16 protein-coding genes, 1 pseudogene and 1 riboswitch are annotated in these 23,139 nt (G+C 61.5%); of the genes and pseudogenes, 3 read left to right on the top strand and 14 right to left on the bottom strand.

Translation table 11 applies throughout. The annotated features are described in order from the left end of the window. Positions 1 to 7 precede the first annotated feature (7 nt). Positions 8 to 4,024 (top strand): RHS repeat-associated core domain-containing protein, encoded by a 4,017-nt coding sequence (locus ACIPQ1_RS14955; RefSeq protein ID WP_446534367.1) that lies wholly within the window; start codon positions 8 to 10, stop codon positions 4,022 to 4,024. A 123-nt stretch (positions 4,025 to 4,147) separates the two neighbouring features. Here ACIPQ1_RS14955 and ACIPQ1_RS14950 read toward each other — a convergent pair whose 3' ends face one another. From ACIPQ1_RS14950 to cobO, 13 genes and pseudogenes are all read right to left on the bottom strand, one after another. Further along, on the bottom strand, positions 4,148 to 5,629 hold the full coding sequence (locus ACIPQ1_RS14950) for a hypothetical protein (RefSeq protein ID WP_446534366.1): 1,482 nt from the start codon (positions 5,627 to 5,629) through the stop codon (positions 4,148 to 4,150). A 139-nt stretch (positions 5,630 to 5,768) separates the two neighbouring features. Beyond that, positions 5,769 to 7,958 carry an autotransporter outer membrane beta-barrel domain-containing protein gene (locus tag ACIPQ1_RS14945; RefSeq protein WP_446534365.1) on the bottom strand — a complete coding sequence of 730 codons (2,190 nt, stop codon included), beginning with the start codon at positions 7,956 to 7,958 and terminating at the stop codon, positions 5,769 to 5,771. Between the two features lie 269 nt (positions 7,959 to 8,227). Continuing rightward, on the bottom strand, positions 8,228 to 10,192 hold the full coding sequence (locus ACIPQ1_RS14940) for a hypothetical protein (protein ID WP_446534364.1): 1,965 nt from the start codon (positions 10,190 to 10,192) through the stop codon (positions 8,228 to 8,230). A 202-nt stretch (positions 10,193 to 10,394) separates the two neighbouring features. Continuing rightward, positions 10,395 to 11,126, bottom strand: coding sequence for an adenosylcobinamide-GDP ribazoletransferase (locus ACIPQ1_RS14935; RefSeq protein ID WP_446534363.1), 732 nt, complete (start codon positions 11,124 to 11,126; stop codon positions 10,395 to 10,397). A gap of 2 nt (positions 11,127 to 11,128) precedes the next feature. After that, positions 11,129 to 11,704 carry an alpha-ribazole phosphatase family protein gene (gene cobC / locus ACIPQ1_RS14930; RefSeq protein WP_446534362.1) on the bottom strand — a complete coding sequence of 192 codons (576 nt, stop codon included), beginning with the start codon at positions 11,702 to 11,704 and terminating at the stop codon, positions 11,129 to 11,131. Further along, positions 11,701 to 12,756 (bottom strand): nicotinate-nucleotide--dimethylbenzimidazole phosphoribosyltransferase, encoded by a 1,056-nt coding sequence (cobT, locus tag ACIPQ1_RS14925; RefSeq protein ID WP_446534361.1) that lies wholly within the window; start codon positions 12,754 to 12,756, stop codon positions 11,701 to 11,703. Before cobT ends, cobC begins: the two co-directional genes overlap by 4 nt. After that, positions 12,753 to 13,274 (bottom strand): bifunctional adenosylcobinamide kinase/adenosylcobinamide-phosphate guanylyltransferase, encoded by a 522-nt coding sequence (gene cobU / locus ACIPQ1_RS14920; RefSeq protein WP_446534360.1) that lies wholly within the window; start codon positions 13,272 to 13,274, stop codon positions 12,753 to 12,755. Before cobU ends, cobT begins: the two co-directional genes overlap by 4 nt. Positions 13,275 to 13,614: 340 nt before the next feature. Further along, positions 13,615 to 15,066, bottom strand: a complete 1,452-nt coding sequence (locus ACIPQ1_RS14915) for a cobyric acid synthase (RefSeq protein WP_446534359.1) — start codon at positions 15,064 to 15,066, stop codon at positions 13,615 to 13,617. Continuing rightward, a complete protein-coding gene (cobD, locus tag ACIPQ1_RS14910; protein ID WP_250964179.1) occupies positions 15,063 to 16,055 on the bottom strand; it encodes a threonine-phosphate decarboxylase CobD in 993 nt (330 codons plus the stop codon). Before cobD ends, ACIPQ1_RS14915 begins: the two co-directional genes overlap by 4 nt. Continuing rightward, entirely contained in the window at positions 16,048 to 16,956 is a 909-nt protein-coding gene (gene cbiB / locus ACIPQ1_RS14905; protein WP_446534358.1) for an adenosylcobinamide-phosphate synthase CbiB, read from the bottom strand. The genes cobD and cbiB overlap by 8 nt, the downstream gene beginning before the upstream one ends. Further along, positions 16,953 to 17,603, bottom strand: a complete 651-nt coding sequence (bluB, locus tag ACIPQ1_RS14900) for a 5,6-dimethylbenzimidazole synthase (protein ID WP_446534357.1) — start codon at positions 17,601 to 17,603, stop codon at positions 16,953 to 16,955. The genes cbiB and bluB overlap by 4 nt, the downstream gene beginning before the upstream one ends. Before the next feature lie 260 nt (positions 17,604 to 17,863). Continuing rightward, positions 17,864 to 19,225: pseudogene (locus tag ACIPQ1_RS14895) on the bottom strand (cobyrinate a,c-diamide synthase); the annotation flags it as partial. Next, a complete protein-coding gene (gene cobO, locus ACIPQ1_RS14890) occupies positions 19,222 to 19,848 on the bottom strand; it encodes a cob(I)yrinic acid a,c-diamide adenosyltransferase (RefSeq protein WP_189656241.1) in 627 nt (208 codons plus the stop codon). The gene cobO and the pseudogene ACIPQ1_RS14895, both read right to left, overlap by 4 nt. A gap of 81 nt (positions 19,849 to 19,929) precedes the next feature. Further along, a riboswitch (cobalamin riboswitch) is annotated at positions 19,930 to 20,139 on the bottom strand. 159 nt (positions 20,140 to 20,298) lie between these two features. On the opposite strand from cobO, the gene ACIPQ1_RS14885 reads away from it, so the two are divergent. Beyond that, the gene (locus ACIPQ1_RS14885) at positions 20,299 to 20,883 is read left to right on the top strand and encodes a hypothetical protein (protein WP_186707009.1); all 585 of its coding nucleotides are present in this window, start codon (positions 20,299 to 20,301) and stop codon (positions 20,881 to 20,883) included. A gap of 244 nt (positions 20,884 to 21,127) precedes the next feature. Further along, on the top strand, positions 21,128 to 22,444 hold the full coding sequence (locus ACIPQ1_RS14880) for a PQQ-dependent sugar dehydrogenase (protein ID WP_411385388.1): 1,317 nt from the start codon (positions 21,128 to 21,130) through the stop codon (positions 22,442 to 22,444). Between the two features lie 136 nt (positions 22,445 to 22,580). Here the strand turns inward: ACIPQ1_RS14880 and ACIPQ1_RS14875 are convergent, their stop codons facing one another. Then, the gene (locus tag ACIPQ1_RS14875) at positions 22,581 to 23,114 is read right to left on the bottom strand and encodes a C40 family peptidase (protein WP_250964185.1); all 534 of its coding nucleotides are present in this window, start codon (positions 23,112 to 23,114) and stop codon (positions 22,581 to 22,583) included. Between the last annotated feature and the right edge of the window lie 25 nt (positions 23,115 to 23,139).

Raw genomic sequence — 23,139 nt, 5'->3', positions numbered from 1 at the left:
ATACACCTTGGAAAATTTCATCGGTAACGGCGCGAACATCCAGTGGGAAAGCAACGGCCTGGATCAACTGTACAAGGCCTCGCGCACCTACTCCTACGGTTCCACCGCCAAGCATAAAATGGCCGGCATGGTGGCGCGCACGGTGCAGCGCACCTTCAACAGTTTTCACCTGCTCACCGAGGAAAGTACGACCCAGGGCGATTGCGTCCAGCGGGTGCGCACCAGCTACCACACCGTCGACGGCACCTTCGAGCAGCAGCCGGCCTATTTCCAGCTGCCTAAAACCGTGGAAAAGCGCTGGGAACTCATCAGCGATGTCACCCAGGTCCGCAGCGAAACATTGGCCACCACCTACGACAATTTCGGCAACCTGCTGCAAGAGCGCCAGCCCAACGGTATAACCACGGACTACGAATACTACCCGGTCGACGGCTACGTCGATGACGACGGAGACGTGCATTGCCCCGCCGACCCGCACGGTTTCGTGCGCAATCTGCGTTGCCAAACGGTGCACCCGGCCGAAGGGCACGAGGGTCAGGCGCCGGTCTTGCGCACCCGGTATCGCTATATGGAACTGTCGCCGCTGGACAATAGCCTGGCGGAAGACTTCCTGGTGGTAAGCCACGAAGCGCTAAGCCAAGTCGAGGCCACTGCTGAAACAACGCTGCAAAGTACCCGTCGCTTCTATCTCGATATGACCGACAAGCCTTTGCTGCACGGCCGCCCGGATCGCCAGGAAGAAACGCTCTACGACAATGAAGGCAAGGGCAAAACCGCCACCGTCAGTTGGCGATACAGCCAGGCCGACGGAGAACTTGGCGCCAGGACTCTGCACCAAACGATAGAAACCCTGACCGGATACAATGGCAGCCACCAGGTCACCACCACACGGGCCTCCCGATTCAATGGCGAAATCGTCTGGAGAGAGGATTTCGATGGCGTCAAGTCGTCCTATCGGTACGACGTCCTTGGCCGGTTATTGGAAGAACGCGTGGCATTGGATACTCCCGTCGAGGCTGGCCGACAATTCAGCTACAGCTTGGCGTCAACGGACGGCCAGCAAGCCGAACAGGTGCTCACCAACGTCAAGGGCGTCAAGACTCGGACATTGTTCGATGGCGGCAACCGGGTGGTCGAAGAACAACGTCAACGGCAAGGCCCCAGCGGCAGCCTGGTCTGGCGCCAAACCTATACCGCCGTGCACGACGCTCTCGGACGCCAGATCAGCGAAACAGTCTACGACTGGCTCGACGACACGCCCCTGCCCTTGACCAGCCAACTGGCCTATGACGATTGGGGCGAAGTCTGCAGAACCACCGGCCCCGACGGCGTCGCCCAGGTCAGCGAGCGCCGATTCGACAACAACCGGCTGGTCATTTGCACGTGGCAGGAACATGCCGAACGACCCGACGTGCACGTACAAAGAAGCGAGACCCACTACAACCTGTTCGACAGCCCCGACAAGGTCCGGCGCCTGGACGCCCAAGACAACACGGCGGGCAGCCGCGACTACGTCTACGACGGCTATGGACAGTGCATTCGCGAGATCGAAACGCTGAGAAATCCGCAGCGCGAAGCATTGGAGTCTCTACAACGGACCACCGAATACGTATACGACGCCTGGGGCCGCGTACTGCGCACCGTGCTACCGAACGGCGACAGTGTCGAACGTACCTTCGCCGAGCACAGCATCAGTGAGTTGCCCACGCGCCTGCAGGTCACACCCGCCAATAGCGCGCACCCTTCTCTGGTTGCCGGCACACAACAATTTGACGATCTTGAACGCCTGACCGAGCGCACGGTGGGTCCGCGCACTGAACGCTACCGCTACGAAGGCGGGCACGTACAGATTCATCAACGGATCACGCCCGGCAACCAGACGCTGACCTACGGCTACAATCTGGCCCTGAGCCAACAGCCGTCGGTTATCAGACTGGCCGAGGGCCCCGAGTCCACCTATGAATATGACCCGTTGAGCGCCGCCATCACCCAGGCGATCAACGACCAGGGTCAACGTGACTATGAGTACACGCTCGAAGGCGCCCTGGCCTCGGAGCGCTGGCGCAGCAACGGCGTGGATCAGAAAACCTTTCACGCCACCTCGTTGCAGGGTAGGCAACTGCGTCGTGAAGATGACGGCGCCGCCCCCACCCAGTACCAATACGACACAGCAGGCAGACTGCGGCATGTCAGCCAGGGTGGAGCCGACGGCCTCGAAGCCGAATTCACTTACAATTTCGACGGCCTGCTCGAACGCAGCACCACGATCAACCGGGCCAGCGACCAGCGCCTGGTCACCGAGCTGGCGTACGATGAACACGGCCGCGAAATCCAGCGCACCCTGAAAGTGGACGGCGAGGCAGACCGGGTTTTGTCCCTGGTTTGGCAGGACGATGATCAATTACGCAGCCGTCGCCTGGAAAAAGCCGGCCTGGTGCTGCTGGAAGAAGCGTTTGAATACGACACACGTAACCGCCTGACTCGACACCGCTGCGTCGGCGAAGCGCTGCCGACCGATCAGTACGGCAATGCCATGACCGAGCAGGTGTTTCGCTTTGACGCCCTGGACAACATCGAACGTCGAACCACCTATTTTGCCGACGGTAGCACCGACAGCGCGCGCTTCACCTATGACGAAGATGACAAATGCCAGCTCAGGGAGGTCAGCCACAGCCACCCCGCTTATCCACCGTCACAAGCCTTTGATTATGATGCCGACGGCCACCAACTCAATGATGGCCAAGGTCGGCGGCTGCGCTATGACCCCTTGGGTCGCCTGCTGGAAGTGCGCAGCGCCGACGACGCAGCCTCGTTGATCAATTACCGCTATGACGCCCATGACCAACTGGTTGGGGTACGCCATGACGGCGAACCGGAGACCTTGCGTTTCTACGAGGGGTTTCAACTCAGCTACACCTTGCAAAACGATGTGCTGACCCAGTTTTTATATGAGGGTGATCGCCCCTTGGCTCAGCAAACAGCCCATAGCACCGATCAAACCCTACTGCTGCTGACCGACACCGCCCACAACGTCTTGGGTGAAAATCGTGTTGACGGGTTGCATGAAACCGCTTACAGCGCTTACGGCGAGCGCCGTGAAGATAACGGCCTGAAGGGGTTGCTGGCCTTTGCCGGGGAAGTGCGCGAAGCCTTGATCGGTTGGTATTTGCTAGGCCGCGGCTACCGCGCCTACGATCCAGGGCTGATGCGGTTCCACAGCCCCGATTCATTCAGCCCATTCGGGGCCGGGGGCTTGAACCCTTACGGCTATTGCCTGGGTAACCCGATTGCCTGGCGAGACCCCAGCGGCCATCGCTCCCAGGGTATTACGCCCTATCGAGATCCTTATCCTGGGTATCAAGATCCGATCCCACAACCGAAAAAGCCTGGTACTGGTATCGCTCAATGGATCGGCGTAGGCCTGGCGGCATTGTTCCTGGTTGTCTCTGTCGTGGCGATGCCCTGGAGCGCACCGGCTACCATCGGTGTAACAGCATTCGTAGCCGGATGGGCCGGGATAGGTCTTCAGGCGGCGGGCTTGGGACTGCAGGTTTATGGCACAGTCACGGAAAACGAAACCTTATCTGCTGTTGGCACCGCCGTGGGCACAGTTGGCGGATTGCTGGCAGGGGTTGGGATTGCTATGGCGAGGGCGGCTGTGGCTGCTAAGGCTGCGGCTGAGGCGAGTGCAGGTTTTGAGCCTGTTTTAATAAGCGTGACCAAAAGAGGCAGTACGGCTGGGCTAAATAAAAATAGTATCAGTGCTGCGACTGGCATAACTGGGCGAGGTAGCACCAGTGCCAGTGGTGCGACTGGCACAGCTAGACTAAGTAGGACCAGTACTAGTACCAGTACCAGTACCAGTGGTGCGGCTGGGTCGAGAGGGAACAATATCCGTAGTAATAGTGCTGACGGTAGAAAATCTCTCCCCGAACTGATTAGTTTATGGAACATCCCGCGTATTGATCCCAAAACCCCCACAGGCTCTATAACTCCCCCTCGTTCTCCTACGTTTCCCCAGTGACAATTGAGAGATTCGCATAGCATGACGAGAACAATCAGATAACAATTTCAAATAACCCTAAAACTCCCGCAGCTCACCCTGCGGGAGTTTTTCATTTATAGCCCAGCCCTCGAACCCCGACGCTCAGTCAACCAGTGTCAAATTCAACGGCGGAAAATTGGGAAAGATCGGCTTTTCCCCGCCATCGAAACTGACGTAGACCTTTCCCGTTAACGGCCTATTGCGTGTCAGCCTCTCCAGAAAAGTTTTCGGTACGATCACGCTCCGCACCCCATGGTCGACTTGCGCCTGAGTCACCTTGCTCCCGTTGATCGCAAAATGCTCAATCGGCCCCGACGAGATATTCCCCGCCATGCTGATCCAGATTCTCTGGTCCGTCGTCGCCAATTTCCATGGATCCAGCCTCAATTGCGCTCCATTGGACGGAACATCTCTAAAGCTCAATTGCCCACCGAAAGCCTCTTGGCATTGGACGGTTGGAAAGTGGGTACTGTCTACGTCCAGTACATTCAGCGTCCGCGTTTGAGAGGGTAATACCTCGTCCTCGCTGACAGTGACGCTATAAGACAACGGCAAGCGCTTACCGATATACGCGGCAATCGAGCGCATGGGGACTGCATAACGACGCGAACCTGCCGATATTTCCTGATCTGTCCGACAGGCCCCCACGGAGCCAGGCTCCCCCCACTGTACCCAGACCTTCTCCCCAGGATAAATGACCGCATCAGCGGGTATGACCACCACCGCTCCGGACTCAAATAGCACAGGATCCAAGGTTTGCTGCTCCCCGGTTCCCGTGGCCCTCTCAACGGAAGGCCAAGGCAAAACACGGGAGATCGGCGTGGCGGCAACATCCAGCTCAACCGACGCCGAAGTCCGGCTCGGATTACCCGCCCGATCCTCTACCTGATACCACACATACCGTAAGCCATCACCCCGGTCCTGTATCAAATCAGCCGAGATCGTAACGACGATGGGATTGGCATAGTTCTGGTCATCCAGCTCGATGACACCACCCTGATCCTGATTGCCCGGCGAACGTCCCCAGTACCAGGTGATCCGATCCCAGGGTCGGGGGTCGGTGTATCCCGGGAGATTTGCCTTTAATTCATCATTGTTTTGCTCAAGGTAGTGAGCAGTGAGTTTGTTAGGGGGGAGGACTTCGCGTGGGAATTCCAGTTCGCTGGTGGTGGCCAGTACGGGAGGGGCTTTATCGACAGTGACAGTAAATGGATGTGATCGCGCCGGCGTACCCAGAAAGTTGGTCATGATGAAACTGAGCGCATGCGTCCCGGAAGGCAGCCGCTCGGCACTGATCGGTACGTAGTAATCATCCGGATCCATGGGCAGGCTCCATTCTTGGAACCCAATGATATTGCTCTCGTTGTCACCCAGGAAAACATCGACCCGCTCGGTGTAGGGACCGCCCGGCGGATCCTCATCGTACCAGGGCTCAAGCATGACCTTCAGCGGGTTGGCCGGATCGCTCCAGGCCGAACGGTGCAGTAGATTCGGCTCGCCGCCAGGAACATCCGCCAACGGTTCGGGCTCGGTCCAGGGCGCAGTCATAGTGGGCGGGAGCTTGGTGGACTTGGTCGATGACATTGTTCATGTTCTCCGTCGCTGAACATTAACCCCCCAGCAAGGCTGGGGGGCGGAACGCTAATGAACACGCAAATGCCGCCAGTGGCGTAGCACCCGGCGATCCAATCCCGGCATGCCTGCCCGTCTCAGTCACCACTACCTACCAGAGATAGCGCACGCCCACATTGGCACCCCACGGTTGTTCGATCTTATTACCATTGCTGTAATCGAAATCGGCATGAATCGAGACCTTGTCGGTCAGGGTCATCGCGACACCGGTACCCAACTCACCCCGGGAACCCGAAAGGTCGTTGTTGAATCGATTGTTGTTGACCTGCACGTCATTGTTGTTGGCAAATTCGTGCACGAAAGCAGCACGAATGTAGGGCTGCACAACTTTGTCACCCCAGGTGAAATCGCGTCCTACGGTCGCACCGGCCTTGGCCAACAGAGAGTGGGACTGACTGCCTTCGGCAGAGAGACCATTGTCCAGCTTGTAGTCTTTGCCCTCGATGACCACACCCGACAACTGAGTGAACGGCTCAACGAAATAGTCGTCCGCCAACTTGATGTGCCGGCCGAATTCCAGGGAGCCACCGACGCCATGACTGTCGTAATCCCCCTTGGTTTTCTTGCCATCGCTCAACTGCACATCGGACTCATTCTGGAAGCGGTTGAACTTGAGCACGCCGTCGAAGTAATAGCCGCTCTGCTCATCCAACCATGTGGTATAGGCACCCAAATAGTAACTGTTGATCGTTGCGCTGGTGCCACGGCTCAGGTCAAGGTCCGACTTGCTGAAGCCACCCAACACACCGACCAACCATTGGCCGTCGCCCACTGGCAACGGCGCATCCGCACCAAACGACAAACCTTGCTGCACTTGCTGGTAAGCGACACCGGAATTTGCGCTGACATTGAACTTGTTGCCGTAGGCGCGAATCCAGCCACCGCTCTGGCCAGGGTTCATGCGCACTTCACCCATGCGGCTGCGCAAGGTGCTGAGTTCGCCATACCAGACGGTTGGGGCAGCGTTGAACAGCGCGATTACCGAACGGGTGCCCGGGCTGATCGTGCGCGTGAGGGTATTGAGGTACCAGGCGTCATTGCCTTGTTTGATCAAATCGTATGAATAAGCCCCCAGGTCGACTTCCCCACCGGCCAAAGCAAACGTCGCATCGCCGCCGCCAATCTTCACCACCGCGATGGAGCCGGCACCTACGGGTTCTGAACCACTGGCGTCAATGGCTATGGTGTGGTTGCCGGTGGCCGTGCCGGTTACCGTCAGGGTATCGACCTGTCCGGTCTTGAAATCGGTGTGCATGTAGAACGTACCGCCATCGCCCGACAACGTGCCTACGTTCAATTTGAAAAACTCGCCCGGGTTACCAAACTGGACAGAGCCGCCATTCATGACCAGGTTCTCGACCTCGCCGTCACCGACCATCACCCAACGAGCGTTACTGCTGATACCCAGGTCCCACACATTTCGCAGATTCCCGGTCAGGGTCGCGGCGTTTTCGAGCAACACATTGGCGGTGCTGCTGCCGTCCGCGACGATATCGCCAACCAGTGCGCTGCCGCTGACATTCAAATTGCCCTCGGCACCATTGCGCACGTCCATCAGGATGCCATTGCTGGCCGACAACGTGGAGCCGTTGGCCACGGAGATACTGGCGATGCTTGCTCCCCCGACGACGATTGCCGAGCCGTCGAGGCCTTCGACATGAGTGCCGTCCAGGTTCAGAGTCGAGGGAGTAACCATGCCTGGATCAACACCGATTTCGATCCCATCCTTGGTACCGATAATCGTACTGTCGATGGCGGTGGCGGCACCGCCAAACAAGCGCAGGCCTTTAGCATTGGCGCCGGTGCCCATGACGGTGGTTCGCAGCAACGTCACGTCACTTAAAGCCGTGACCGAAACGCCAGTGGTTGCCCCGATAATGGTGCTGTCGCTCACTGTCGCGGTAGAACCTTGGTTACCCGCAGCGTCACGACTGACTACCAGCCCTATCCGGTCACTCGTAACGTGACTGTTGCCAATGTTCGCCCGACCGGCGTTCAACAGAACGCCATGGTTGCCCGTTGCCTGGACATTGGTACCCGTGAGATTCAAGGTTGAACGGTTGACGGTGATATCCCGGGTCTGGGCACCATCGGCATTTAATGTCGATTCGCCGTTCAACACATACTCATCGGGTGCGGTGGCACCGTCGATGTTTACTACCTCCCCAGGGTTGAGAACCCTTGCGTACGCCACCTCAGCGACTAGCAACAAAGATGGTATGGACAGCAGCGTCAACGCTCGGAACAACGGGTGCAACGAAAAGGATGTAGGCAAGGACATACAGCCACCTGTGATCGGATGTAGAAAGGCGCGCAGACTACAGAACGCCGACACCGGGATATGTAGGATTATTCCGAAACCCACCGACACAAACGATGAACAAGCCATAGGGTACGCTCGCTGGCCTGTCTCACGCCGATCCGTCAAGCAGTTGCAAATGGCAAGGGAGCGTGCTCCCTCACCACAGTTTCTCTATGCATTGCAGCCCACGTGACCCGCATTTGTTGGGCACTTCCATGTCCCGTCTGGCATCCCTGAGTGCCCCCCGCTCAAGAATTCTTAGGCGGCGGCACGTTGCAGCTGGTCTCGCCCTGGGATAGTCCCACCCGGTTATCGCTGGGTGTAGGCCGATAACCTTTTCCGATTATCCTGTAGCTCACTTCGCCTTTGCCTAACGGGAAAGATCTCGACCAGGTGGGCAGGATATGATCCGCGTAGGGTTCGATGAGCCACGTAATTCCGTTGGTGACTTGCTCTTGCGTGACATTCTGGAACGTCACAGTTTTGCCGGCGCTGGGTACCTCCACCGGGTTGCTGTAGTTCGTATAGGCCTTCCACACCACCTCGACATCGTCGCCTACCTGCAAAAAACGGCTCGGCGGGACCCTGTACTGGAAGCCATATTTGTCCCCCTCATAACGCAATGACAGACAGGTCAGGTTGTTGTTGACGGTGTGTAGCGGTTCGGCTGGGGGCAAGGCTTGCACCAGGAAATCGATCTTGACCGCGGTGCGTTCTTTAGGCTCTTGCGGGTTTTCATGGGCCACGTTGGTCAACACGTACCAGACCGGCATGGCATCGCTAGGGCCTTCGTAACGGATGGTGTCCCAATCGAGGTCAATCTCGATGATATCCCCCGCCGTGTCATCAGCGACGTCAATCACATAGGGATCGCCAATGGGGTTGCCATTCCACATGACTTGATACGTGTCGCCATCGGTCAGGGGCGCGACCAGTTCGATCTTGGCTTTGACAGGCTCGTTTTCGTCGCCGGCCTCCAGTTCATTGTCGACACCCGACTTGCCCACAACCGTGACCGCTTCCAGCAGGTCGTTGCCGGGATCCGGGTCTGGGTTGATTGGCCCGGTGCCGGAAAAGTTGCATCGAACGGTGACTTCATTTGAGCCAAAAGGTTCTGCACCCCGCAGCACCGTGTAGGAAACTGGCGTATCCTTCCCGCCCGTCGTGGTGCTGCCATATTCGGTCCAGAGAATCGCCCAAGGCACGGGGATGTTGATCCCGCCCGTTGGGTTGCCGCCTAGAGGCGTTCCCGGCGTGACGTCCTTGGTGCCCCATTTAACGACAACTCTATCGGTTGACTTGCCATTGGGGACACGGGGGACATTAACGAGCACCTGCCCGCCGATAACATCCGAACGCAACAGCTCCCCACCCGTCGCATCCGCCACCGTGGGTGCGTTCAAGGGTTTAGGAGGCAAGGGACCGAGCGCAACCGACATAAGCTCATATTCAGACAGGTAGCTGATATTGCCGGCCTTGTCGAGCAAGACGTAACCGCCGCAGCATAGGCCATCTCCAGCGTTCACGAACTTTTCCTTGGGAATGCGCACGACTCTGTTGCCAGTCAGATCGATGGGCACCGGACCGATCAGATCAATATCCGCTGGATCCTCAGGCAGCACACCCTTTATCCAGCCGTACGCGACTCGCACATCGGTTCTGTCGCCCGTCCACGGCGGAATTGTCGCTTCCAGATAATCATCCGTACCAAACGTTGCATCGGTGATCGGCGGTTCGACATCGAATATCATTTTCCCCGGAATGGAGCCAGAATTGGGCGGAGTCTTGTCGATGTGGATGAGCGTTCGCGGCGATTCGTCTGGGGTACCAACGAAGTTCATATGCAGGTATCGGAGGTCGATAGGTCCTTCATGCTCCGGATCCAACAAGAAATCGGGGGGAATGTTAAAAACCAACGGCGTCCAGGGATCGACACTTGTAAAAGTATGTTCTTGCAACGTCGTCCATTCATCACTCTGCGCCCGGGTCCACTGCAGTCGAATTTGCTCCTCCTCACCTTTCGGATCAGCACCGTCCCAGGTGGTGATTGTGGTGGTCAGACCCGTATCAAGGTTTGGCCTGCTAATAAGCCCCACCGGCAACCCTGGTAGCGGAGGCGGCTGCACAACCGGCGCCTGGACGTCGCGCGGACCCGCTCCGCCGGATCCGCTTGCATTCGAGGTAGACTGCTCTTTGTTATATGAACCTGCCATGTTGTCGCTCTCCGTCTTCTAACGTGAAGCCATGGACGCCCATGATGCTTCAGCTTGAGAAAGCAGACCGATTATTAGCGGGCACTACCCAGACGCTTCCCGTCGTTCTGCACTGGCGAGAAGTAAGCGCTTTTTTTGGATAGGGCGAAACTGTCAGAGTTGACAGGTGGTTATCTGCACAGGGGCGCCCGGTTTTTGTTCCTCACCAGCACCCCACCCCCACCAACACCACCACCTCAAGCACCTCCACCAACGCCCCAGCCGTATCCCCGGTGCAGCCCCCGAGCCTGCGCAGCATCATCCGTCGCAGGCCGACGAATACCGCGAAGGCAACCGCCAATGCACTAGCGGCCGCCCATCCCGTTGCCAGCACGCAGCCCAACGCACACGTCAACAACACCCACCAACCCACGCGCCGAGGTAAATGATCGGCCAGCGCCTGACCCAGGCCGCCAGCCCGCACGTAAGGCGTGGTCAGGAACAGACCCAGCAACGCCGCACGTCCCAGCACCGGCACAATGATCAAGGCCAACGTTTGCCCCTGCTCGATCAACGCCACCAGCGCGGTGAACTTGAGCAACAGCACCAACACCAGGGTGACTACCGCGATGGGCCCGCTGCGCGGATCTTTCATGATCAGCAGCGTGCGCTCGCGATCACCGAAACCGCCGAGCCAGGCGTCGGCGCTATCGGCCAGGCCATCGAGGTGCAGGCCGCCGCTGAGCAGCACCCACGCTGTCAGTAACAGTGCGGCATGGAGCAGCGACGGTGTACCCAGCAGCAGTGCATCGAGTAGCCACAGCAGGACACCAAACAACAGCCCCACCACGGGATAGCACAGCAGCGAACGGCCCAGTTGTTCGGGCTCGGGCATGCCCGGCAGGCGCACCGGCAGGCTGCTGAGAAATTGCAGGGCGATCCAGAACGGCAACATGTTCAAAGCACCTCTTCGAGCACTGAACCGGCCGACACCGTCAGGGAAAACAGCGCGCCATGGGCCACTTCGACGTTGAGCAACTGCTCCCGAGGCAGGCCTCGGGCCTGGGCCAGCAGCAGGCGCATCACGCCGCCGTGGCTGACCAGCAAGACCCGTTGGCCGGCGTAGGTCGCGTGCAGGCGTTCGATCGCCGCCAGGACACGACTGGAAAACGCCAGCACCGGCTCGCCTTCAGGCGGCGTGAAGGCATAAGGGTCGGCCCAAAACCGGCCCAGCGCCTCGGCATCGGTGTCCATCAACGCCGCCGCGCTACGCCCTTCCCAGGCGCCGAAATGCAGCTCTTGCAGGTCTTTGTCCACGTGCACCGGCACGTTGAGCCGGGCGCCGAGTTGTTCGGCGAAACGGGCGCAGCGCTGCAAGGGCGAACTCACCAGGCGATCCCAGGGCCCGCCTAGCTCGACCGCCGCGTGCATCTGTTCCCAGCCCCTGGCCGTCAAGGCGTCGTCGAGGCTGCCACGCAAGCCGCCGCCCAATTCGGTTTCGCCGTGACGCAGCAGGTCCAGGCGCAAGGTCATGCCGGGCGATCCGCCACGGCCGCTTCGGCAAACGTCGCCATCTGCCCGTGGAGGTCACAGGCCAGGCGCAACAGCGGTACCGCCAACGCCGCGCCACTGCCCTCGCCCAGGCGCAAGCCCAAGTCGAGCAGCGGTTCGGCGCCGAGGGTTTCCAGCACGTGGCGATGGCCCGGTTCGGCGCCGCGATGGCCGAACAGCAACCATGGCCGGCACGCCGGATTGAGGCGCACCGCCACCAAGGCCGCGACACTGCAGATGAAGCCGTCCACCAGCACGGCCACCCCTTGCTGGGCGCAGGCCAGGTACGCACCAACCAACGCGGCGATTTCAAAGCCGCCGAGGTTGAACAGGGTCTGCAACGGGTCGTTGCCTTGGGCAGCGTGCAACGCCAGGGCCCGTTCGATCACCTGGGCCTTGCGGCTGACACCCGCCGCGTCCAAGCCCGTGCCTGGCCCCACCAAGTGCGCCACCGGGCAGTCGAGCAACGCGCAGGCCAGGGCGCTGGCGGCGGTGGTGTTGCCGATGCCCATTTCGCCGCCGATGAACAATTGCGCCCCGGCCGCGACGGCACGCAGCACACTGTCGCGGCCGGCGTGCAAGGCTTGCTCGCCCTGGCTCACCGTCATGGCCGGGCCCTGGGCGAAATTCGCCGTGCCCGGCCCGAGGTTCAGGTGCCGCACACCGGGCAGGTCCAGCGCAGGCGTGACGGTGCCCAGGTCGACCACTTCCAGGGACGCGCCCAGTTGCCGCGCCAGGACGCTGATGGCCGCGCCGCCACTGACGAAGTTGAGCAGCATCTGCCCGGTGACTTCCTGGGGATAGGCCGATACGCCCTCGGTTACCACGCCGTGGTCGCCGGCGAAAATCGCGATCCACAGATGATCGAGGCTCGGCTTGACCTGCCTTTGCAGGCCCGCCAGTTGCACCGCCACCGATTCCAGCCGCCCCAGGGATCCGGACGGTTTGGTCAACTGTTGCTGACGGGCCGTGGCCAGTTCCAGCGCTTGGGTATCGACGGGCTTGCACGGGTCCAGCCACCAGCGATGATTCATAACGCAGTACCTTTGAGAGTCAGGGGCAGGCCGGCGACGGTCAGCACGACGCGCTGACAACGTTCGGCCAAGGCTTGATGCAGCCAACCGGCTTCATCGACGTAACGGCGCGTCAGCTCGCCCAGCGGCACGACACCCAGGCCGGTTTCGTTGCTGACAAAAATGATCTCCCCGGGCAACGCGGGCAGGCTGTCCAGCAGCGATTCACGCTCGGCGACCAGCCGGTCGGGATCGTTGAGCATCAGCAGGTTGGTCAGCCACAAGGTCAGGCAATCCACCAGCAAACATCGATCGCTGGTGGCGTTTTCCTGCAGTACCCGCGCCAGCGCCAACGGTTCCTCCACCAGCGCCCATTCGACCGGCCGCCGGGTGCGGTGTTGGGCGATACGCTCGTTCATCTCGCCGTCCAGGGGTTGGCTGGTGGCGATGTAGGTCACGGGCAATTGGGAGTCTGTGGCGAGTTTTTCAGCCAGGCGACTCTTGCCGGAGCGGGCGCCGCCGAGAATCAGTTGCAGCATGGGTTGTTACCTTTTATTTGGCGGTGTGGCGACTGGCGCCATCGCGAGCAAGCTCGCTCCCACAGGGGACTTATGTATACCCGCAGATCCGATGCTGGAACATTGGGTATCTTTTATTGGCGGTGTTGCGGCCGGCCTCTTCGCGAGCAGGCTCGCTCCCACAGTTGATCCAGGGTGTACATGAATGCCGTGGTCATCAGAGATCCAATGTGGGAGCGAGCTTGCTCGCGAAGGGGCCAGTACAGCCACCCTAGGTTCCACAGAGCCCACACGAAATCTGCTGAGTACACAACGCCCCTGTGGGAGCGAGCCTGCTCGCGAAGGGGCCAGCCCAGCCACCCTAGATCCCACAGAGTTCACGCAACATCCCGGTATCCAGATGCCGCTCCACCAGATCCGCCAGCCGCTCGATGTCTCGCTCGCGCAGCCCGTGATAATCCACCGCCTGCACATCCTGCAACCCCGCCCAACGCAACAACGCGCAACTGGCCGCCGGCGACTCGAACACCCCATGCAGGTAGGTGCCGAACACCTGTCCGTCGAGGCTCTGGGCACCGTCACAACGGCCGTCCTCCAGATGCACCGCCGGATTTTCCAAGGCCGGGCCGCTGGTCACGCCCGCGTGGATTTCGTAGCCGCTGACCTCAGCCGCTTCCAACGCCAGCCGCCCGCGCACATTGCGCAACTGCTTCTCGTGTTCCAGGGTCGTTTCAAAATCCAACAGGCCCAACCCGGCACTGGACCCGGCCGCGCCTTCCAGCCCCAGCGGGTCGTGGACCTGCTGGCCGAGCATCTGCAAACCGCCGCAGATGCCCAGCAGCTTGCCGCCGTAGCGCAGGTGACGATGGATCGCCGTCGCCCAACCGTTGGTACGCAGGTAGGCCAGGTCGCTGCGCACGCTTTTCGAACCAGGCAGGATGATCAGGTCAGCCGGCGGGATCGGCTGGCCGGGGCCGATGAATTGCAAGTCAACCTGCGGGTGCAGGCGCAGCGGATCGAAATCGGTGTGGTTACTGATGCGCGGCAAGACCGGCACCACCACTTTCAGCACCTGCTCGGCCTTGTCGATCTGGCGCCGGTCGAGGCCGTCCTCGGCTTCCAGGTGCAGATCCATCACGTAGGGCAACACGCCGATCACCGGCTTGCCAGTGCGCGCTTCCAACCAGTCCAGGCCCGGTTGCAGCAAGGCGATGTCGCCGCGAAAACGGTTGATGATGAAACCCTTGACCCGTGCCTGCTCGCTGGGGGAAAGCAGCTCCAGCGTGCCCACCAGATGAGCGAACACCCCGCCACGATTGATATCGGCGATCAGCAGCACCGGGCAATCCACCGCCTCGGCAAAGCCCATGTTGGCAATGTCACCAGCGCGCAGGTTGATCTCCGCCGGCGAGCCGGCGCCTTCCACCATCACCACCGGATAGGCCGTGCTCAAGCGCGCATGAGAGGCCAGCACCGCTTGCATTGCGATGGCTTTGTAGTCGTGATAAGCCACGGCGTTCATGGTCGTGACGGCGCGGCCATGAATGATGACCTGGGCGCCAGTATCGCTGTTGGGCTTGAGCAGCACCGGGTTCATGTCGGTGTGCGGTTCGAGACCGGCAGCTTGGGCCTGCACCGCCTGGGCCCGGCCGATTTCGCCGCCGTCGGCGGTCACGGCACTGTTGAGGGCCATGTTCTGTGGCTTGAACGGCACCACACCGACACCCTGGCGCCTGACCCAGCGGCACAAAGCCGTGACCAAGGTACTTTTGCCGGCATCGGACGTGGTGCCCTGCACCATCACTGTGGTCATCGGTTGTCCTTGGCGTAGGCCTCGAAAGCCTGTTCGAGGCGCAGGAATTCGCTGTCATCGGCCGGCAGCCCAAAGCGCAGGCTACTGGTATTCACAAACAGACGCAGGAGAATGCCGCGCTGGGCCATGAAATCGTGGAGCCCTTGGGCCTGTTCGATGACCAGCCATTGGAACAATCCGCAACCGCCCTGAGGCTTGAAGCCGTGACGTTCGAGCAACAGCGCCAGGCGTTGGCTGGTGGCTTCGCAGCGTTGGCGCTGGCGCGCATGGGCGTCGGTGTCCAGCAAGCACGCCTGGCCCAGCACCCGGGTCGGCCCGCTGACGACCCACGGCCCGACTTGTTCGGCGAGCAACTTGAGCAAGCGCCGCTCAGCCAAGACAAACCCCAGGCGCACCCCGGCCAGGCCAAAGAACTTGCCGAACGAACGCAGCACGATCAACCCGACCAACTGGGTATGCGCCGCCAGGCTCAGCGCCGGGGTGACGTCCATGAACGCTTCATCTACTACCAGCCAGCCACCGCGCTGGGCCAGGCGGGCATGCCAGTCCAGCAAGCGCTCCGGGGCCAGGCTCAGGCCCGTGGGGTTGTTCGGATTGACCACCACCAGCACGTCGAGGCTGTCGAGGAAGAAATCCACTTCCGCCTCCAGCACCTCGCGCACGATATAGCCGCTACGGCGCCAGGCTTCGGCGTGCTCGGCGTAACAGGGCGACAGGACGCCGACCTTGCCGCTGCGGCGCAGGCGCGGCAACAGCTGGATGGCCATCTGCGAACCGGCCACCGGCAGCACGTCCAACGCACCGTAGTAATCGCAGGCGGCCTGTTCCAAGCCGTCATCGGTTTCCGGCAGGCGCGCCCAGGCCCGCAAAGGAATCGCCGGAACGTCGAACGGCCAAGGCGCGAGGCCGCTGGACAAGTCGAGCCAATCGGCCTCGGCAATGCCGTATTGCCGGGCTGCGTTGCGCAAGCGCCCGCCGTGCTCAAGCATAGAACTCAGCTCCCAGGCAGAGAATCAGCAACCACAACCATACCCCGCGCTGGACCAATTGCCAGCCGCGATCAATGGAATCGGCACTCGCCGGCACGCCTTCGCCCAAAGGCGGACGTTGGTGCAGTTCACCGTGGTAAACCGCCGCCCCGCCCAACTCGACCCCCAGCGCTCCAGCCCCGGCGGCCATCACCGGCCCGGCGTTGGGGCTGTCCCAGGTCGGGCCCTGGGTGCGCCAGCATCTGAGCGCCAGGCGAGTTTTACCAAGCAGCGCGTAGGTCAATGCCACCAGGCGCGCCGGAATGTAGTTGAGTACGTCATCAATCTTGGCCGCCGCCCAGCCGAAGCGCTCGAAGCGTTCGTTGCGATAGCCCCACATGGCGTCGAGGGTATTGCTCAGGCGGTACAAAACCACACCCGGCGCGCCGGCCACGGCGAACCAGAACAACGCGGCGAACACCGCGTCGCTGCCGTTTTCCAGCACCGACTCGGTGGCGGCGCGGGCCACGGCGGTTTCATCCAGTTCAGCCGTCTCGCGACTGACCAGGTAACCGACACGCTTGCGTGCCTCGTCCAGATCACCGCTGCGCAGCGCCCGCGCCACCGGCTCGACATGCTCACCGAGGCTGCGCAGGCCAAGGGCACAGTACAACGCCAGGATCTCCACCAACCAGCCCACCATCGGCGCCCACGACAAGGCCGTGGCGAGCAGGGTCAACGGCACCACCGCGATGACCCACGCCGTCACGCCGTGGCTGCGCCAGCCGCGTCCGCCGGCGTTGAAGCGTTGTTCGATGCGATCGGCAAAACCGCCGAACGCCACCAGCGGGTGCCAGCGCCGGGGCTCGCCCAGCAGCGCATCCAGCGCCACCGCGGCGGCACTGAGCAAGGCCACACTCATGGGCTCGTTCCCCAACGGTTTTCATACAGCAGTTCATTGAGCGGACGCGGTTGCGCCCACCCTTCCAGGGCGAGCATCGGCGCCGGGTAGAAACCCTCGACCGGGCCCAGGCAAAGAATCGCCAGCGGCTTGGCCCCGGCGGGAAACCCCAGCAGGTCGGCCAGGGCCTGGGGCTCGAACAACGACACCCAGCCCATCCCCAACCCTTCGGCACGGGAGGCCAGCCACAGGTTCTGGATCGCGCAGGACAGCGAGGCCAGGTCCATTTCCGGCAAGGTCCGGCGACCGAAGATGTGCCGCTCGCGATCCTCCATCAAGGCCGCCACCAGCACTTCGGCGCAGTCGTCGATGCCTTCGACCTTGAGCTTCATGAACTCGTCGCTGCGCTCGCCGAGGGCCTCGGCGGTACGGATGCGTTCTTCTTCCACCCGTTGGCGGATCTGCCCACGCAAGGCGCGATCGCTGATGCGGATGAATCGCCATGGCTGCATCAGGCCGACGCTGGGGGCCTGGTGCGCGGCTTCCAGCAGACGGCGCAGCAAGGCCGGCTCCACCGTGCCACCGCTGAAATGGCGCATGTCGCGGCGCTCGGCGATGGCGCGGTAGACGGCGTCGCGTTCGGCCTGGGTAAAGGCGTTGTCAGTCATGGCCTCTTCGCGAGCAAGCTCGCTCCCACATTGGCTAGCGTTGCACTTGAGATCACTGGGTCCCCTTGGGCTAGCGTTGCACTTGAGATCACTGGGTCCCCTTGGGCTAGCGGTGCACTTGAGATCACTGGGTCCCCTTGGGCTAGCGATGCACTTGAGATCACTGGGTCCCCTTGGGCTAGCGATGCACTTGAGATCACTGGGTCCCCTTGGGCTAGCGGTGCACTTGAGATCACTTGGTCCCCTTGGGCTAGCGATGCACTTGAGCTCACTGGGTCCCCTGTGGGAGCGAGCTTGCTCGCGATAGCGGCCTCAAGGTCAGGCGCAAACAACGCCGCAATCGCCCGCGGATTGGACGGAAAATAAAAATGCACATAGGAAGCCGTCATCCGCCCCTGTCGGAACACCGCCTCCGCCCCTCGCCCGCCATTCGGGCTGTGGCCACGGGCAATCGGCTCGAGCTCGGTGCTGGTCAGGGAGTGATGGTAGGTATGCCCACGCAGGTTGCCTTCCGGCAAATCCACCGATTGCAACGCCAGGGCCGCCAAGCGCTTTTGCATCTGCGCATCGCCGGCCAGCAACCCCAGGAGTTCGGCGCGTACGCCGTCGACGTCGGTCAGTGAATCGAGCAGATACAACATGCCGCCGCATTCGGCGAGCAACGGCTTATTGGCGGCATGGTGCGCACGGATCGCGGCCAGCATCGGCGCATTCCGGGCCAGCGCAACGTGGTGCAGCTCCGGATAACCGCCGGGCAAATAAAGGCTGTCCGCCTCGGGCAGTTCGCCGTCATGGATCGGCGAAAAGAAGCGCAACTGCGCGCCCATGGCCCGCAGCAGATCAAGGCTGGCGCCATAGGTGAAGGCGAACGCTTCGTCACGGGCCACGGCGATGCGCACCCCATCGAGCCACGGCTCAACGGCCACCACCTCAGGCGCGGCGAACGCCACGGCGGGCGGCAGTGCCACTTCGCAACTGCCGGCCAGGGCCTCGGCGGCCGCGTCGAGGCGCGCGTCCAAGTCGTTCAACTCGCTGGCCTGGACCAAGCCGAGATGACGGCTGGGCAATTCGATGCCGGTTTCCCGGGACAGCGCGCCGTACCAACGCAGGCCTTCGGTCAGGCTGCCTTCGAGCAATTGCGCGTGGCGCAAGGTGCCGACCCGGTTGGCCAAGACCCCGGCGAATGGCAGGTCAGGTTGATAACGGGCCAGGCCCAAGGCCAGGGCACCGAAGGTCTGGGCCATGGCCGTGCCGTCGATCACCGCCAGCACCGGCACGCCAAAATGCCGCGCCAGGTCGGCGCTGGACGGGGTGCCGTCGAACAGTCCCATCACCCCTTCGATGAGGATCAGGTCCGCTTCAGCAGCGGCTTCCCACAACAACCGGCGACTTTCCTGCTCGCCCACCATCCACATGTCCAATTGATAGACCGGCGCGCCGCTGGCCCGCTCCAGGATCATCGGGTCGAGAAAGTCCGGGCCACATTTGAACACGCGCACCTTGCGTCCCTGGTTGCGATGCAACCGGGCGAGCGCTGCGGTGACGGTGGTCTTGCCTTGGCCCGAGGCTGGCGCTGCGATCAGCACCGCCGGACAGTGGCGGATCACGGCCGCATCGCTCACAGCTCGACGCCTTTCTGCGCCTTGATGCCCGCCTGGAACGCGTGCTTGATCATGCCCATTTCCGTCACGGTGTCGGCCAGCTCGATCATCTCGGGCTTGGCGCCGCGACCGGTCACGACCACATGCTGCATCGGCGGACGGGCTTGCAGATCGCTCAGCACCTGGTCGAGGTCAAGGTAGCCGTGCTTGAGGGCAATGTTCAACTCGTCGAGCACTACCAGGCCAATGGACGGATCACTGAGTAATTGACGGGATACGGCCCAGGCGGCTTCAGCGGCGGCGATGTCGCGCTGGCGGTCCTGGGTTTCCCAGGTGAAACCTTCACCCATGACATGAAAGCGCACCTGCTCCGGGAAGCGACGGAAGAACAGCTCTTCACCGGTGCTGTTGCGGCCCTTGATGAACTGCACCACGCCGCACTGCATGCCGTGGCCCATGGCCCGGGCCAGCATGCCAAACGCAGAACTGCTCTTGCCCTTGCCGTTACCGGTCAGCACCAGCAGCAAGCCGCATTCGTTCGGCGAGTTGGCGATGCGCTCGTCGATCACGGCTTTCTTGCGCAGCATGCGCGCCAGGTGGCGTTCGTCGCGATCAGACGTATCGGTGATGAGGGAGTCGGTCATGGGGGAGCCTCCGCAGGGGGATTGGATAACGGCGGGCGGGCACAAAAAAGACGGCAACAAGCCTGGCATCGCCCACCGTGATGCCGTTGGATGGATCAGGCCGGTCTCCGGGCTCATGAGCGGCGTGGTGCCTGGCTGCGCGCCTTCCCATGTCATCCGACACAGTGGCCTGTACGCAGCGTTGACTCATTTACCGTTGCGGGGGCAGCGCCGGGTTCGTGTGCACTCACCGGCTTCCCTGTTTCACTCTGTCGAACGCGGTCACAGAGCACCTGAAACAAGCGGCGAAGGTTAGAGGGTTGGGGGTGGAGCGTCAATTAAAGCCGCCATGGCTCGTGCACGGAACATTGGCCACGATCAATAAAGTGACGTCAATCTTGTGCCACGCTACGGCAAGTGATATCAAATAGGCATCACGACCCGATATCACAAGAACAAGAGGGCAAAAACATGCAAGGCATGCTCATCAGCAATCCAAAGCTGGAATTCCTGCGCCCGCTGCTGGAACGCTGGTTTGATTGTATCGACCGCTACAACGCCGTGCGCGGCGATAACGACACGCCCTACTGGTTCGATGAACGGGCCAACCTTGGCTTGCTGTCGGCCGCTGCCTGGATGGCCGAAATGGTCACGCTGCAGAACGCCCCGACCCGCAAGCAGAACGAAGAAGGCGAACGTAACGTCAGCGCCGACCTGTTCATCGCCAGCACGGAGGAACGCGCCTTCATCCAGGCCACCCAACGCTGGCCCAAGGTCAACAACCTGAACCTGACCCAACCGCTGCTCGAAGCCACCAGCGATGCCAAGCGCATCAGCTACGCCAGCGACCTGAAGCTGGGCTGCCTGTTCGTCTCGCCGCAAAAAGCCCAGCAAAGCGCCACGCCCGAAGAGCTGCAGGACATGATCGACGACCTGCAGAAAGAAAATACCTGCGCCGTGGCCTGGTACTTCCCTTACGCCTATCGCAAATTGCGCAACGAAGCCGGGCAGTACCATCCTGGTATCGCGGTGCTGTTCAAGCAGGCCCATGGTTGATTCGTTCAGCAAGAAACCGCGAGGTGACCTCATGTGGGAGCGAGCTTGCTCGCGATAGCGGTGTGCCAGTCAACATCAACACAGGCTGATGCACCGCCATCGCGAGCAAGCTCGCTCCCACAGTGGATTTTCAGCAATCACAAAATCACAGGGACCTGGCTGGCGGGATGGCCTACCCACAGTTGAACCATCGCGCGTCTACGCTCCTCTATGAATAACCACATGCATTCATAGGGACGCCAGCATGCTCAAGCCACCTCACCTTCTGATCGTCGCCCTTGCCGCCGGGCTTGTCGCTTGTGGCGAATCGTCCACCTTGCAAGTCTCCGACGGCACTGGCCCTGCACCGAAACTGCCCGAACCGAACAAGACCCTGATCCCCACCGTCAACATCGCCGAAGCCATCGGCTGGCCGCAAGGCGCCAAGCCAACCCCGGCCCAAGGCCTGCAAGTGGGCGCCTTCGCGGAAGGGCTGGATCATCCGCGCTGGCTCTATGTGTTGCCCAATGGCGATGTGCTGGTGGCCGAAACCAATGCCCCGCCCAAGCCGGACGATTCCAAGGGCATCCGTGGGTGGGTGATGAAAAAAGTCATGGGCCGCGCCGGTGCCGGGGTGCCCAGCCCCAATCGCATCACGCTGTTACGCGACGCCAACCACGACGGCATCGCCGAAACCCGTACGGTGTTCCTGGAAAACCTCAACTCACCGTTCGGCATGACCCTGGTGGGCAATGACCTGTACGTGGCCGATACCGACCGGTTGATTCGCTTCCCCTACAAAGAGGGTGACACGCAAATCAATGCACAGCCAACCAAGGTCGTCGATCTACCCGGCGGCACCCTCAACCACCACTGGACTAAAAATGTGATTGCCAGCCGCGACGGCAGCAAGCTGTACGTCACCACCGGCTCGAACAGCAACGTCGGGGAAAATGGCATGGAGGCCGAGGAAGGTCGCGCCGCCATTTGGGAAGTGGACCGTGCCAGCGGCAAGCACCGGATTTTCGCCTCAGGCCTGCGCAACCCCAACGGCCTGGCTTGGGAACCGCGCAGTGGTGCGCTCTGGACGGCGGTGAACGAGCGGGACGAGATCGGCAGCGATCTGGTGCCGGACTACATCACCTCGGTCAAGGACGGCGCCTTTTATGGCTGGCCTTATAGCTATTACGGGCAAAACGTCGATGCCCGGGTCGAACCGCAGAACCCTGCCCTGGTGGCGAAGGCCATCGCCCCGGACTACGCCGTCGGACCGCACACGGCCTCATTGGGCCTGACCTTCGCCGAGGGCAGCACCCTGCCCGCCCCGTTTACCGAAGGGGCTTTCATCGGCCAGCACGGTTCCTGGAACCGTAAGCCCCACAGTGGCTATAAAGTGATTTTCGTACCGTTCAACGACGGCAAACCGGTGGGACAACCGGTGGATGTGCTGACTGGTTTCTTGGACGCCGACGAAAAAGCCCAAGGCCGGCCAGTGGGCGTGGTGATCGACAAGCAGGGTGGGTTGTTGGTGGCTGATGATGTGGGGAACAAGATTTGGCGGGTGTCGAAAAAACAGGGCTGAAACCGATCCCCGTGGCGAGGGCTCGTGCTCCCGCTCGGTTGCGTAGCAACCGCTAAAAGCTTGGGGCTGCTGCGCAACCCAGCGGGAGCAAGCTCCCTCGCCACAAGAGCGCTCCTGCGGCGCAAAAACTCAATCGTCAGGGATTGCGCGCCAGGTGCTCCGGTTGCAGCACACGCTTGGCGCCCAGATAGGCCCTCTGCCAATAAGCCTTGGACAGGCTGTCGAGCTTGACCGTGCCGCCCGTGGCCGGCGCATGGACAAAGCGCCCTTCGCCGACATAGATCCCGGCGTGGCTGACCTGGGAACCACCATTGGTGGCGAAGAACACCAGGTCACCGCTCTGCAACGCGTCCTTACCCACTTCTGGCGCCCGCATGCTGATCATTTCCCGCGTGGACCGTGGCAAGGCAATGCCGGCGGCGTCGCGGTATACATAACCGATCAAGCCACTGCAATCGAAGCCCGAATCCGGCGTGTTGCCGCCCCAACGATAAGGCGTGCCCACCAGGCCCAGGGCCCGGAACAATACATCTTCAGCCGCTGGGGAAAAGGTTTGCGCGGGAGCAAAGACCACCGGTGCCCGCACGGGTGCTGGCGGCGGGGTACGGCTGGCACATGCACTGAGCAGTGCGGCGAGGAAAATGAGCGCGAGGCGGGCCGACGTCGACATATGCAGAACAATCCTGATCTGGATG

It is taken from the genome of Pseudomonas sp. LARHCG127 (assembly GCF_052871455.1).
The sequence above is the reverse complement of the archived record's forward strand: the minus strand, read 5'-3'. Positions and strand labels throughout refer to the sequence as shown.